Raw genomic sequence first — 12,684 nt, 5'->3', positions numbered from 1 at the left:
CCGGTTCACCCAAGGCTTGCCGGGGCGAAAAAACCTGACCCACTTCACACTTTCGAAGATTAGGCGGAACTGTTTCACAATTTTCATCCCAATCGCTGGATTCCGGTTACGCGCCACCTAAACTGAGTGCCATGAACAGAAACAACCGAGACTATTTTATGCTCGCCGCCAACTGCGACAAACCGAAGCGCCGCGCCACCACCCTGGAACTGGCCGCCCTCGTCCTGGCGGCTGTCTCGGTGATTGCGCTGAGCGGCCTGCTGATCTGACTCCAGCCCCTGATAACATTTATTGTCGGCGATCCCTGGCCATGGGGTTATAATCGACTGCACCTGACACCGGTGCATTTGTGCCCCCGATACAGACAGAGATTTTGAATACCAGTTCCGAGTTCCACTGCTCTCACCTCGACGAGAGTGATGACCTGTTGCGCCAGCGCTACGCCGAAGACGGATACCTCCTGCTCAAGCGAGCGGTTTCGCCGGTGCACTGCAACACCCTGCTGGATGACCTGCTGGCGGCACTTTTCCCCCACGTGGCTCTCGACGAAAGCCAGGGCAAACCGGTATTGTGCGGTGAGCCGTTCTACGAGACCGACGAAATCTGGGACAAGGTCTACCCCCGGATCCAGCAACTGGAATCCTTTCACCGGTTTTTTCACCAGGATTGGATGCTGCAAATCATGGCCAGAATCCTGGGCTGCGAACCCTGGGTATACCCGATCAAGATGGCGCGGGTCGCCACACCGAGAATGCTTGGCTACGAAACGCCGCCCCACCAGGATGCCTATTCTCATCATGCCGGCCCGACCATGGCGGGGGTCTGGGTCGCGCTGCACGATGTGGATGCCAGCATGGGACGGGTTACCGTGCTGCCGGGCTCTCACCATGGCGGTGTTCGCGAGGTGTTCGAGGCCCAGGGGGTCGGCGGCGTGCAATGCCGAATCCACGAACATGAGACCCACTGGCACGTCTCCGATTTTGAACAGGGCGACATGCTCATTTTCAACTCCGCTACGGTGCACCGGGCGGAGCCCAATACCGCCAGCAACAAGGTCAGGCTGAGTGTGGATACCCGCTTTTGCGACTACGGTGCGCCGGTATTTTCCACCAACCTCGAGCCACATCACGGCTGGCGTATTCCCTCACTGAACTGGGAATCCATTTACCGTAATTGGAAGAGCACCGAAGGCCAGTATTACTGGCGTTCCTATCCCAACTGTTTCTAGGCTGTCCATGACCAACAATAGCGACCACCCCTTTAATCCCGGCAAGGGCAATCTCAGCAAGCTGGAAGACGTACAGGCGCAACAGGCAATGACCCTTGACGCCGCGCGTCAGGAGGCGGTCAGCAAGCGCCATGCCAGTGGCTACCGCACGGCGAGAGAAAACCTTGCGGACCTCGTCGATGAGGGCTCTTTTATCGAGTACGGACAGCTGGCAGTCGCCGCTCAACGGGCCCGGCGCAGCCTTGAAGACCTGCGCAGCAATACCCCCGCCGACGGCGTAATCACTGGCCTGGCCACCATCAACGCAGGGCAGTTTGGCGACTCCCGGGCGGCCGCTGCGGTGATCGTCAACGACTATACGGTGCTTGCGGGCACCCAGGGTTTCTTCCACCACCTTAAGCTCGACCGTATTATCCACGTGGCAATGGAGCGCCGTTTACCGGTGGTTATGTATACCGAGGGTGGCGGCGGTCGACCCGGCGATACCGATATACAAATCAGTGGCGGTACCCTGGATGTGAGTTCCTTTGTGCAGTGGGCAAACCTGTGCAACACCCTGCCCACCATCGCAGTGAATAACGGCTACTGTTTCGCCGGCAATGCCGCCCTGTTCGGTTGCGCCGACATCCGCATCGCCACCCGCAACTCCTGGATCGGAATGGCCGGTCCGGCGATGATAGAGGGAGGCGGCCTGGGCCAGTTTTCCCCCAAGGAGATCGGCCCGGCAGAGGTGCAGAGCGGAAACGCGGTCATTGATCTGGTGGCGGATGACGAAGCCCAGGCCACGGCACTGGCGAAACAGTTGCTCGGCTACACCCAGGGCGAAATCGCGGATTGGGAATGTGCCGACCAGGAAACACTGCGCACCGTGATGCCCGCCGATCGCCGCTACGCCTACGACGTGCGACGCATCATCCATACCATTGCCGACAAGGACAGCTTTATCGAAATGACCCGTGCCTTCGGCGGCGCCGTGATTACCGGTTTCATCCGTATTCAGGGCAAGCCCATGGGCCTGCTGGCCAACGACTGCCGGGTGCTGGGTGGCGCCGTGGATTGCGATGCATCCGCCAAAACCAGCCGCTTTATCGGGCTCTGTGACAAACTGGGGCTGCCGCTGCTTTCGCTTTGCGACACTCCCGGATTCATGGTCGGGCCCGATAGCGAAAAACAGGGTGCCGCCCTGCACATGGCCGGACTGTTCAAGGCAGGCGCAGCATTGGCGGTGCCGGTGGTGACTGTCATCCTGCGCAAGGCCTATGGCCTTGGCGCCATGGCCATGGCGGGAGGCAGTCTCAAGGTACCGGTGTTCACCGCAGCCTGGCCCACCGGCGAGACTGGCCCGATGGGGCTTGAGGGCGCCGTTAGACTGGGCTTCAAGAAGGAACTGGAGGCAGCGGCGGATCCCAGCGAGCGGGAGGCCCTGTTCAACCAGCTGCTGGATGAAATGTACCAGCGCGGCAAGGCCACCGAATCGGCGGCGGCCACGGAAATTGATGCCGTTATTGACCCCGCGGAAACCCGCAAGGTGGTGCTTCGCGCACTGGCGTGACGCTTATTTTTCCTCCTGGCTGAGCGTAATGATCTGGCCGCTGGCCGGGTCTGCCCTGCCCGCAAGCACTTTTCGGTAGGCCGCCTGCACCGCATCGGCACCGCGGCTTTGTTCGATCCTGAGCCAGCCGTCACAAAACTGGCGGAATCCCGCATAAGCACTCCCCAGGCGCATCATGAACTCAGCTGCCCCCAACTGCCTGCTGCGGGTCTGCAGGTGTTCGGGGGCAAAAAAGAACGTCGGTTTGGCGCCGGGCAGGTCGTCTATCGGGCCAAAACCCTCCAGATGGGTAGCCCCGATGCGGCAGGAGTACTGCATATTGTCTCGGTAGTGATGGTGCAGGTCGGAGAGGATCCCGGCGCTGCCCGCCATGTCCACCATCACCACCGGCCGGGTACTATCCAGCACGTTCAACTGGTCATAACTGACCACCCGGTCGTAACAATCGAGGCTGTGACAGAAAGCGGCGTTGCCAGCCGAAGTCACCGCCACGCTTTCCAGTTCACCGCGCTGCTTTACACAGTACCCCAGGGCTATGCTGGTTTTACTGGATGCGCTGGTAATCAGGCAGCTGCGGGAAGCAAAAAAGCCGTTCACCTCAAGAAAGTCCTCCACCAGCCAGGAGGTCATGAACAGGCCACGCAACAACGAGTCCTGGTCTTCCCGCGCCTGTTCATAGAGGGGGTAGGCCGAGGCGCGATCGAAATTGGCATACACTGGGGCAAGTCCCTCCCGGTGAGGCGAGACATCGGCAAAGCCCTGCGGGGTGACTTTGCCGGCGAGGATCCTGAGGTGGGTTCCCATTGGCAGGAAACCCCAGACCCGTTCACCCTCGGAAATCTGCGGATGGCTGGAGGCAACAACGTCTGCCCAGCCCATCGCCGGTATCCGACCCCAGGACTCATCGGTCGGGAAAAAACGCCAGTAACCAAGACTGTCCCCCGCCGCGGCGTAGGATATATTGTTGGCGGTCAACGCCAGCCGGTCTACGGCGAGCAACACTTCGTTCTCCGCCAGTGCCCCCGGCAGTTCCTCGCTGACCAGGCGGGTATCGGACCAGTCGGCTTTGCGAACTTCAAGGGTGGTTGCGGTTACTGCAGTCATACTCGTTTCTCCCGGCCAGCCATGTCACTCATTCACCGCCAGCATTTTAGTGGACGCGCGGAACGGCAGGCCCTGTTCCTGCCCCGGCAACAGGGGCAAGTCCCGTTCCCGCCATAGTGGCTCCCAGCAGCCTGTTCGTTCGAGTACCTCTCGACCGGCGCGCCGGTCGTGTTCACCCAACGCATTGTAGTGTGAGCGCAATTGCTTCAGACACCAGACCCGGTAGCGAGAACAGCGGGCCCGTTTATAGCTGACCCCGCCGACTTCGGAATCAAAGCGCCGATGACCGGCTGCCACAGCCCGGGCATTGGCATTGAGGTAAGGCAGGTAGCTCGCTCCAATGTCTGCCAGCAGAGGCTCGATGTCGTCTGGCAGGCTTTGGGGCCAGGCCCCGTCACATTCTGCAAGCCGCGTGTTCCACAGGCGGGCAACCCACTCGAGCACGGCCGGAGCCCGTACCCGAATGATTTCCAGGGGCACCGGGTCCAGGGCAAAATGCCGAAAAAACGGACCTGACAGTCCCACATCTGCCAGGCTGGGTCGGTCCCCCAACAGAAACGGCCGGCGGCTGAAAATTGCCTGCAGTTGAGCCAGCAGTTGCAGGAACAGGGCTTCCACCCCGGCGACACCCTGCGGCGTGATGCCGTCGCCGGTCGTGTAGCCCGAGCGCTGGCGATGGCGCATGAACCAGCGTTTTAACCCGCCGGGCAGCGGTACCCCGGCGAGGGTTTCATCTACCAGGTGACGGGACTGCAACATGGCGCCTTCGGCATAATGCCAGCGGTAGTGCATGGCGGGTCGCCACCACCACTCGTCGGCCCAGTCTTCTATCAGCAGGCAGAAATAGGCCAGCAGTGGATTCTCCGGGACCAGTCCGTTCCCGGGATACTCGGCTTCGAACCACTGGATAATACTGGTGCTGTCGGTCATCCAGCGCCCGTCACCCAGCTCCAGAACCGGCATTTGCATCAAGCCGACTTCCTGCTCCATGCGCTTTTTATCGGCCGGAAACTGCATGCTGCACAGCTGGTATGGGATTCCGCGCAGACGAAAATAGTTCTCCAGCTTGCCGGTGAAATAGGAAATGTTTGAGCCGTGCAGTATCAGCGGCTGTATTGATTCAGTGTCAGGCGACAAATGAACGCCTCAGGCCTGGCCGGGGGCGTACTGCCCGGCAAGTTCGCCCACGACCTGATAGAACCCGGCCATCGTGTCCTGGAGGACCTCCGCCACCGGGGTGATTCTGTCAATCCTGCCCACCACCTGACCAGACAAGGGGATGGATGCCTCCATATCGCCACCGAAGTAAAGGTCTTTCACACGGGTAAAATACCCCATCGCATTGAACGCGCCCTTGGGCTGAAGTTCTTCCGTCAACCGGGTACGCAAAGCCCTTAACGCGGGCCGCGAGGCCTGGTTGAGAAAGACCGTATCGGTTTCGCGTGCGACAAGCATGGCCTGTTTCCAGTTGTCGTGCACGGGCGACTCCGCGCTGGACAGCATACGGGTGCCCATTTGCACGCCTTCGGCGCCCATGGCGAAAGCTCCCGCCATGGAAGGGCCATCACAAATACCGCCAGCGGCAATGATCGGTAGCTCTGTCCGCGAGCGGACCAACGGCAACAACACCATGGTCGAGACCGGGCTCGGGTTCTTGAAACCACCGCCCTCCCCGCCTTCGACAATCAGGCCGTCGACACCGCAGTCGATGGCCTTGAGGGCCATATCCAGCGTGGGCACCACATGAAACACCTTGATGCCCGCCGCCTGGAAGGCCTCGGTACACACCCCGGGACTGCCCGAGGATGTGGTGACAAACTTGATGCCCTGCTCAATAACAAAATCAATGATGTTACTGCCCTTGACGTAAGACAGCGCCACATTCATGCCAAAGGGCTTGTCAGTGAGTTCCCGCATTCTGGCGACTTCCGCCTTGATATTGTCGAGCTCGCCGGAGGAGGTCTCGATAATACCCAGGCCACCGCCGTTACTGACCGCCGACGCCAGTTGCGCCCGGGCAATCCAGCCCATCGGGGCCTGGATAATCGGGTAGTCGGTGCCGGTCATCTCGGTAATACGATTGCAAACGGGCCGTGCGGTCATGCAGTGATTCCTCGGTGCGGGTAAAGGCTCAGGATTGTACCAGCATGCTCTCTACCCCGGTTCCCGCCAACAGGGAATCTACCCGACTGCGGTCACCCGCACCCAGTGCCCGGTAGCGTTCATTGGTCCATTTCAGGCACTTGGCCTGGTAAGGAAAGGTCTGCTGTGTCCACAGGGCGCCATCGATTTCGCCCGCCCAGGTCTTTTCACCTGCCTCAACGGCGCGGGCATTGAGCAACTGGGCGGGGGCGTATACCCGGCCGATCTCGACCAGCAGGCTGCGCAGCGACGCCGGTTGCTCCTGCAGCGGGAGCCACTGACTGTCATCCGGCTGGTGACCGCTCTGGTCCTGCATCAGGTCCACCCAGGCCACAACTCGCGGCGCAACTTCCCGGGCGATTTCCCTCGGGGTGGGATCAAAGCCAACCAGTTGACTGAGCTGGCCGAACAGGCCGAAGTCCCCCGCACCGGGCCGCGCCCCGAGCATGAACTGCTGACTCTGCAGGTGACTTTCCATCGCCTGTAGAAAGCGACGGTAGCTGGCTTCGATCACCGGCGCGGTGATGTCGCTGGATCCGACCACGTACAGCCGTCCAACCTGGCGGTCAGTGATAAAGCGCCTGGCCTGTTGCAGGGTCTCTGAGGCCAGGGAAACGTCCATGCCCAGTGGCAACAGGGTGCCCGCGTTCTCGGCGTCGCGCTGCCGATGCCAACGGTAGTGGAACATGTACCGGGTACACCACTCGTCGGCAAAATCCTCAATGAGATAGTCTACAAAAGCCAGTGCCGGGTCAGCAGGCAGCACCGAGCGACCGGTGAACATATCTTCCAGCCGGCGGATGATGGGCGTTGAATCGCACACAGCCTCGACACCGCCCCCCGCCTCTTCCAGCAGGAAGGTGGGCATCAGAACGGGCCGGGGCTTGGCGATACCGCGGCTTTCGCAGAATTCGCCTGGCTGCCCCCAACTTACCGCATAGGGGATATGGCGATAACGCAGCAGCGCGAGCATCTTCTGGGTGTAGGGAGAGGCTGGTGCCCCAACCAGTTCAAGCCGATGTTGTACTGACATGCTGTTTCCTCCGCTTACGGCCAATTGGTATGCCGGACGTGTCGGCTAAACCACGGGTACGTCCTCATAGCGCTGCAATATGTCGCGCAACTTACGACTGATTCGGGTCTGCTGGCGGATCATCTCCAGCTTGGGCCAGGTGCAGCGCTCGCCAGACGCAATCAGCTTGTCAATCTGCTTTTCACTGGGGAAATTCAGAATTGTCAGTGGGTTGAATAGCTTGTAGTCGGGCAGGATGTTGATGTCGCCAACATAGTCCTGATTGATCACCGAGCGCATCAGGCTGGTAGCCTGGGTCACGGTGCCGTTTTTCCTGTCGGCACGATCGAGAATCAGGGTCATGGCATTGAACCATTCACGGGCGGAACGCCGGGCGGCATTTTCGATCAGGCCCATGGGCGTGTTTTTACGATGCCCGTCGGTGACAAAAGGCAGCACATGGGGATTGGTCTGGCTGACGATGTAGTGATTGACCCCATAAAGTCTCGCCAGACGCTTGGCGGGCATGTCATCGCTGACTGAGCCGTCCACCCACTTGCGCGAAGGCAGGTAACTCTTGCGTTCACCATGGCTGTCCAGGGCCTGCAGGGTTACCGGCGGGAAAATACCCGGCACTGCCGCCGAGGCCATGACCGCACTGCGAATCAACACGCTCGGTGACGTGGTGGCGTTCAGCAGGCGGGACGTCTGGTGGGTTTCCGCCGGAGCGATGGACACATTCATCGCCCGGCCAGTGAGGGCAAAGGCCTGTTCAAAAGTGAGATCCGGAATAAAGGCGGAAATACTCTCTTCCAGTTCACCGACATCGGCAACCCCCTGCTTGCCTGAGGACTCGGGCACCCGGTCAAGAAAATACCCGGAGTTCAGCAGGCCGGGAAGATCCTCGTCACGGTGACTGCACACCATGCTGCCGACAATGGCACCGCCGCTGGATCCGGACATGACACTGGGCAGCAATTCAGCTTCCGCCAGGGCCTTGACCACCCCGACATGGAAAAACAGCAGTGATCCCGACCCACTCATCATAAAAGCCGAGTGGCCGAAGCAGTGGCTTGCGCGCCGGAAAAAGTCCAGCTTTTCCTCGGGGCTGATGCCTGAACTGTCCTCCTGGGCCAGGTATTCGAGCGTGTGCACGATTTCGTCGATGTAATCCTCGATGAGATGCTTGGTGCCGCACCTGGCGCGGCTGTAAAGGCCGGCCCTGCCCATGCCGCCCATGTTGCCATGAATTCCCTCGTTCAGGGTGAACAGCATGCCACGGGTATCGTGCCTGGCTTTGAGCCCGCGCAGGCGGTCGAGCCGGATGCGAATGGAGACATAGTCATACTGGCTGCTGTAGTCCTTCTTGCGCCAGAGGTCCTGACCGGTATAACGGTCGTAGGCCTGCGCCGCATCCAGCCACTCCTGGTAGCTAGCGGCGCTGCGCAGCGAGCGCTTCAGCTGCAATTTCGTGACGACTGCCATATACACGTTTCCTCAACCTGGTTGCGGCGCAGGGAATCCAACGGGCCTGCCCCTCTATGATCGGTCCCACCTGGCTGTTAGCGCCCGAACTGTGGCACAGCTGGCGACGGCAGAACGGGAGTGGGGACCATTTTGACACTAAAGGGGGCGTTTTGCACAATCGATACCGCTCGCGATCTGGTCGAAGGTCGCCTATGCTCTTCAGCAGAATCATAATGAGTAAAGAGAACCTCAGCATGTACCAGCAACTTGCACAGGTCATCAGCCAGATGACCGCCCCCGGCGAAATGTTCGAAATTCGCGAAACGGAAGTCGCCGGCCAGACCCTGAAAACCTGGGCGCTGGCACCGCCTTCGCTGCGGGATATGTGGCTGGGCACGGCCAGCCATGGCGACAAGGACTACCTGATTTACCAGGACGAACGCTGGACATACCGGGAGGCCCACGAGCAGGTCGCCAGAATCGCAGGCTGGCTCACCGCGAACGGCATCGGCCAGCATGACCGGGTCGCGATCGCCATGCGTAACTACCCCGAATGGTTGCTCACCTACTGGGCACTTGCCAGTATCGGTGCTGTCAGTGTCGGGATTAACGCCTGGTGGGTGGCCGACGAACTGGAATATGGCCTGCAGGATTCAGCGGTACGCATGATCATCTGCGACAGGGAGCGACTCGAACGCTTTGCGGAGGTTCGCAAGGCGCTGCCCGAGGTGCGGGCGGTCGCGGTAAGAACCGATACGGTGCCCGAGTGGGCAACGCCCTGGTCAGCGGTACTGCAGTCAGAGCCCTCCATTCCGGAGGTCGCTGTCGATCCTGAGGATGACGCGTGTATTTTTTACACCTCTGGAACCACAGGTAGGCCCAAGGGCGCGCAACTGACCCACCGGGGCTGCGTCAACAACGTCTTCAGCGCCCTGTTTGCCACCCTCAGCCAGATCAATGCCCAGGCTATGATCGAAGGCAAGGAGCCCACAAATCCTGTCGGCAAGTCACAGCCACAACCGGCTGCTATTATCGCCACCCCGCTGTTTCACGTCACCGCCAACAATGCCGTCGCCCACGTGTTCACCATTACCGGCGGTAAACTGGTGCACATGTACAAATGGGATGCCGGTGACGCACTGCGTATTATCGAGGAGGAAAAAATCACCAATTTCTCCGGCGTTCCGGTTATGAGCCGGGAAATCATCAACCACCCGGAGTTCGCCCAACGGGACACATCTTCCTTGCGCATACTGGGAGGCGGTGGCGCGCCAGTGCATGCCGACCTGACAGAGAAGGTCATGCGCCGCGGTGGGGCCACCCTGCCAGCCCAGGGTTACGGCCTGACCGAAACCTGCGGAATAGCGGCAAGCAGTTGGGGGATTTTTCTCAACGACAAACCCAGCGCCGCCGGGCGAATACTGCCAGTATTCGACGTCAAGGCCGTCGACGCCGAGGGCAACACACTGCCCACGGGGGAAACCGGGGAGATCTGCCTGAAAGGCCCGCAAATCATCAAGGGTTACCTCAACCGCCCGGAAGCCACGGCCGAAACCATTGTCGATGGCTGGCTGCACACCGGCGACATCGGTTTCGTCGATGAGGACAATTTCGTCCACCTGGTGGACAGGGCCAAGGACATGGTGCTGCGAGGCGGCGAAAACATCTACTGTACCGAAGTCGAGGTCGCCATTTTCAAGCATGACGCGGTTGCCGAGGCCGCTGTATTCTCGGTACCCGACGAACGCCTGGGAGAGGAAGTGGGGGCGGCGGTCGTGCCAGTTGAAGGGCTGGCACTGAGCGCGGGGGAGATCCGGGACTTCTGCGCTGACAAGCTCGCCGCATTCAAGATTCCACGCTACATCTGGATTCTGGATACGCCCCTGCCCCGCAACGCCAGTGGCAAGTTCGTCAAGCGCGAGCTGCAGAACACGCTGGATATTGCCGAAGCAGGCTAACCGTCAGTTAATCATCAGAATTGGGAACCACCATGTCGAGCCAAACCCACTATCGAGCCTGTCACCTTTGCGAGGCAATCTGCGGACTGGTCATCGAAACCGATGGCGCGGAAATCGTCTCCATCAAGGGGGACAGCAACGACCCGCTCAGCCGCGGTCATATCTGCCCCAAAGCCGTCGCCCTGCGGGACATTCACGAGGACCCCGACCGTCTGCGCAGTCCGGTCAAGAAAGTCGTTGCCGAAGACGGCAGCACCCGGTGGCAGGAGATCGATTGGGAGGAGGCGCTGGATACCACCGCCGCGGCACTGGCCCAAAGCATTGGCGATCACGGCGTGCACTCGGTGGGGGTTTACCTGGGCAACCCCAGCGTACACAACTACGGCATGTTGACGCACCAGGGCAACCTGTTCCGGCACATCCGCACCAATAACCGTTTTTCAGCCACCAGCGTCGACCAGTTACCGCACCACCTGGTGGGCCTGTGGCTCTACGGGCACAAATTACTGCTGCCCATCCCCGACGTGGATAACACCGACTACTTTCTGATGCTGGGAGCCAACCCCCTGGCCTCCAACGGCAGTATCTGGACCGTACCCGATGTTAAAAAGCGACTGAAAGCCCTGCGGGCCCGGGGTGGCAAACTGGTGGTCGTAGACCCGCGCCGCAGCGAGACCGCGCAACTGGCGGACCAGCATCACTTTATCCGGCCGGGAACGGATGCCCTGTTCCTGCTGGCCATTCTCAATACCCTGTTCGCCGAGGACCTCGTGGACCCGGGCCACCTCACGGCCTTTACCCATGGCCTCGATGAGGTCGCTGCCAGCATTAGCGATTTCACCCCGGAGTACGCCGAGCCCCATACCGGTATCAGCGCCCACAGCACACGCGAGATAGCCCGGGAGCTGGCCGCGGCCGAGCGGGGCATCTGTTACGGGCGCATGGGGATATCTACCCAGGCCTATGGCGCCCTGTGCCAGTGGCTGAGCCAGCTGATCAATATCGCTACCGGAAATCTGGACAAGCCCGGTGGCAGCCTGTTCACCACCCCCGCTGTGGACACCGTGGCCAGCAGCGGTCCGGGCGGATTCGGCAGGCACCATAGTCGGGTGCGTTCACTGCCGGAATTCGACCGCGAGTTACCTGCCAGCGCGCTGGCCGAGGAGATCATGACTCCGGGTGACGGGCAGATCAGGGTACTATTTACCGGGGCTGGCAACCCGGTGCTGTCCACCCCTAACGGCAGGCGGCTGGACGAGGCGCTGCCGACCCTTGATTTCATGGTTTCGCTGGACCCCTACATCAACGAAACCACACGCCACGCAGACATTATCCTGCCGCCCACCTCGCCCCTGGAGCACGACCATTACGATTTGTCCTTCCATGTGCTGGCAATCCGGAACACCGCCCGTTACAACCCGCCGGTATTCGATAAACCCGAGGGCAGCCTGCATGACTGGGAGATATTCACCGAGTTGGGGAAGCGGCTGGAACGGCTGCTGGACCTGCCAGAGCAGCCGTCGGCGCCACCGGCCGAGATCGTCGACATGGGGCTTCGGCACGGTCCCTGGGCCGAACGGGGCCTGTCACTGGCAATGCTCAGGGAATATCCCTCAGGCCTGGACCTGGGACCCTTGCAATCGCAGTTGCCGGAACGCCTGGCCACCAGGGACAAAATCATCCGCTGCAATACCCCCGAGCCACTGGCCGACCTGCAGCGCCTGCGCCGGGAGTTCGACCAGGATGGCGCTCAAGCGCTGCGCCTGATAGGCCGGCGCCACGTGCGCTCCAATAATTCCTGGATGCACAATTATCACCGGCTGGTGAAAGGCCGCGACCGCTGCACGCTGATGATGAACCCTGCCGACATGGAACAATTGAACATCACGGAGGGCGCCCAGGTAGCGCTCAGCTCACGGGTCGGCTCTGTGGAAGCAATCGCCGAGGCTTCTGCCGACATGATGCCGGGCGTGGTCAGCCTGCCCCATGGCTATGGCCACCAGCGGCCGGGAGTCCGCCTGACGGAAGCGAGCCGGCGACCGGGCGTCAGTTGCAACGATGTCACCGATGAGCAGTACCTCGACGCCCTGTCCGGCAACGCTGCAGTGAATGGCGTGGCAGTGACGGTAACGCCGCTATAATGAGGATGCGCTTGCCGCCAGCCTGCAGTGCAGTCCCGGCAGCCATACCAACATGCCCTGAAAGTTGCGACCGGAGCACT

10 protein-coding genes are annotated in these 12,684 nt (G+C 60.9%); 5 read left to right on the top strand and 5 right to left on the bottom strand.

From position 1 onward, the window contains the following. Positions 1 to 131 precede the first annotated feature (131 nt). The 3 genes from E2F43_RS19025 to E2F43_RS07990 all read left to right on the top strand — a co-directional run bounded on the left by E2F43_RS19025 (position 132) and on the right by E2F43_RS07990 (position 2,780). Entirely contained in the window at positions 132 to 269 is a 138-nt protein-coding gene (locus tag E2F43_RS19025; protein ID WP_165954239.1) for a hypothetical protein, read from the top strand. A 104-nt stretch (positions 270 to 373) separates the two neighbouring features. Further along, entirely contained in the window at positions 374 to 1,228 is an 855-nt protein-coding gene (locus E2F43_RS07995; protein ID WP_133211477.1) for a phytanoyl-CoA dioxygenase family protein, read from the top strand. A 7-nt stretch (positions 1,229 to 1,235) separates the two neighbouring features. After that, positions 1,236 to 2,780, top strand: coding sequence for an acyl-CoA carboxylase subunit beta (locus E2F43_RS07990; protein WP_133211475.1), 1,545 nt, complete (start codon positions 1,236 to 1,238; stop codon positions 2,778 to 2,780). A gap of 3 nt (positions 2,781 to 2,783) precedes the next feature. On the opposite strand, the gene E2F43_RS07985 is transcribed toward E2F43_RS07990, so the two are convergent. The 5 genes from E2F43_RS07985 to E2F43_RS07965 are packed head-to-tail and all read right to left on the bottom strand — an operon-like array spanning position 2,784 to position 8,523. Next, complete coding sequence (locus E2F43_RS07985) at positions 2,784 to 3,884, bottom strand: DUF2855 family protein (protein WP_133211473.1); 1,101 nt, start codon at positions 3,882 to 3,884, stop codon at positions 2,784 to 2,786. A gap of 24 nt (positions 3,885 to 3,908) precedes the next feature. Then, positions 3,909 to 5,021 carry a glutathione S-transferase family protein gene (locus E2F43_RS07980; protein ID WP_133211471.1) on the bottom strand — a complete coding sequence of 371 codons (1,113 nt, stop codon included), beginning with the start codon at positions 5,019 to 5,021 and terminating at the stop codon, positions 3,909 to 3,911. Positions 5,022 to 5,030: 9 nt separating this feature from the next. Continuing rightward, on the bottom strand, positions 5,031 to 5,987 hold the full coding sequence (locus tag E2F43_RS07975; RefSeq protein ID WP_133211469.1) for an NAD(P)H-dependent flavin oxidoreductase: 957 nt from the start codon (positions 5,985 to 5,987) through the stop codon (positions 5,031 to 5,033). Positions 5,988 to 6,015: 28 nt separating this feature from the next. Beyond that, the gene (locus E2F43_RS07970; RefSeq protein ID WP_133211467.1) at positions 6,016 to 7,059 is read right to left on the bottom strand and encodes a glutathione S-transferase N-terminal domain-containing protein; all 1,044 of its coding nucleotides are present in this window, start codon (positions 7,057 to 7,059) and stop codon (positions 6,016 to 6,018) included. Between the two features lie 45 nt (positions 7,060 to 7,104). Next, a complete protein-coding gene (locus E2F43_RS07965; protein ID WP_133211465.1) occupies positions 7,105 to 8,523 on the bottom strand; it encodes a DUF3336 domain-containing protein in 1,419 nt (472 codons plus the stop codon). 215 nt (positions 8,524 to 8,738) lie between these two features. Here E2F43_RS07965 and E2F43_RS07960 point away from each other — a divergent pair, with 215 nt between their 5' ends. After that, on the top strand, positions 8,739 to 10,463 hold the full coding sequence (locus E2F43_RS07960) for a class I adenylate-forming enzyme family protein (RefSeq protein ID WP_238946804.1): 1,725 nt from the start codon (positions 8,739 to 8,741) through the stop codon (positions 10,461 to 10,463). A 32-nt stretch (positions 10,464 to 10,495) separates the two neighbouring features. After that, on the top strand, positions 10,496 to 12,604 hold the full coding sequence (locus E2F43_RS07955) for a molybdopterin-dependent oxidoreductase (protein ID WP_133211463.1): 2,109 nt from the start codon (positions 10,496 to 10,498) through the stop codon (positions 12,602 to 12,604). Positions 12,605 to 12,684: the final 80 nt, after the last annotated feature.

The sequence above is a fragment of the Seongchinamella unica genome (genome assembly GCF_004354085.1).
GTDB classification, from domain to species: domain Bacteria; phylum Pseudomonadota; class Gammaproteobacteria; order Pseudomonadales; family Halieaceae; genus Halioglobus; species Halioglobus unicus.
The sequence above is the reverse complement of the archived record's forward strand: the minus strand, read 5'-3'. Positions and strand labels throughout refer to the sequence as shown.

Excerpts from the sequence above, each read along its gene's own strand:
- E2F43_RS19025 (WP_165954239.1), top strand. The coding sequence starts at position 132 with ATGAACAGAAACAACCGAGACTATTTTATGCTCGCCGCCAACTGCGAC.
- E2F43_RS07990 (WP_133211475.1), top strand. The coding sequence starts at position 1,236 with ATGACCAACAATAGCGACCACCCCTTTAATCCCGGCAAGGGCAATCTC.
- E2F43_RS07985 (WP_133211473.1), bottom strand. The coding sequence starts at position 3,884 with ATGACTGCAGTAACCGCAACCACCCTTGAAGTTCGCAAAGCCGACTGG.
- E2F43_RS07975 (WP_133211469.1), bottom strand. The coding sequence starts at position 5,987 with ATGACCGCACGGCCCGTTTGCAATCGTATTACCGAGATGACCGGCACC.
- E2F43_RS07970 (WP_133211467.1), bottom strand. The coding sequence starts at position 7,059 with ATGTCAGTACAACATCGGCTTGAACTGGTTGGGGCACCAGCCTCTCCC.
- E2F43_RS07965 (WP_133211465.1), bottom strand. The coding sequence starts at position 8,523 with ATGGCAGTCGTCACGAAATTGCAGCTGAAGCGCTCGCTGCGCAGCGCC.
- E2F43_RS07960 (WP_238946804.1), top strand. The coding sequence starts at position 8,739 with ATGAGTAAAGAGAACCTCAGCATGTACCAGCAACTTGCACAGGTCATC.
- E2F43_RS07955 (WP_133211463.1), top strand. The coding sequence starts at position 10,496 with ATGTCGAGCCAAACCCACTATCGAGCCTGTCACCTTTGCGAGGCAATC.